This window comes from Pseudoalteromonas sp. S1727 (assembly GCF_005886375.1).
Lineage (GTDB): Bacteria > Pseudomonadota > Gammaproteobacteria > Enterobacterales > Alteromonadaceae > Pseudoalteromonas > Pseudoalteromonas haloplanktis.
Genome location: NZ_PNDT01000163.1, coordinates 1 through 370, shown reverse-complemented (window position 1 = coordinate 370; position 370 = coordinate 1). Strand labels below are relative to the sequence as shown.

General features: G+C 50.3%; 1 protein-coding gene. It reads right to left on the bottom strand.

The genetic code is table 11. From position 1 onward, the window contains the following. The coding region (locus CWB85_RS22545) for an Ig-like domain-containing protein (RefSeq protein ID WP_171039053.1) at window positions 1–370 on the bottom strand (370 nt) is incomplete at both ends.

Here is a 370-nt window from a genome sequence, read left to right as displayed (position 1 = left end):
CCACTGAGTGTTCCAGTGCTGCTATCAAAGCTCAACCAACTTGGCTTATTGGTAATACTAAAGGTGAGGCTGTCGCCTTCTGTATCAACGGCCGTTGGGGTGAAGCTGTAGGCGGTTTTCTCACTGATTGACACACTTGGCGCGCCGCTGATCACTGGCACGTCATTCACGCTAGTGACATTCACAGTGATGTCGGCCGGTGCTGAATCCACAGTGCCGTCGTTGACCATAAAGCTAAAGGAGTCGCTACCAAAGAAGTGGCTATCCCCTTGATACACGGCTTGTGATCCTGTCAGGGTCACGGTGCCATTTTGAGGCTGTGTACTTATTTGATAAGTTAAAGTATCTCCTTCGATATCGCTGCCAGCCA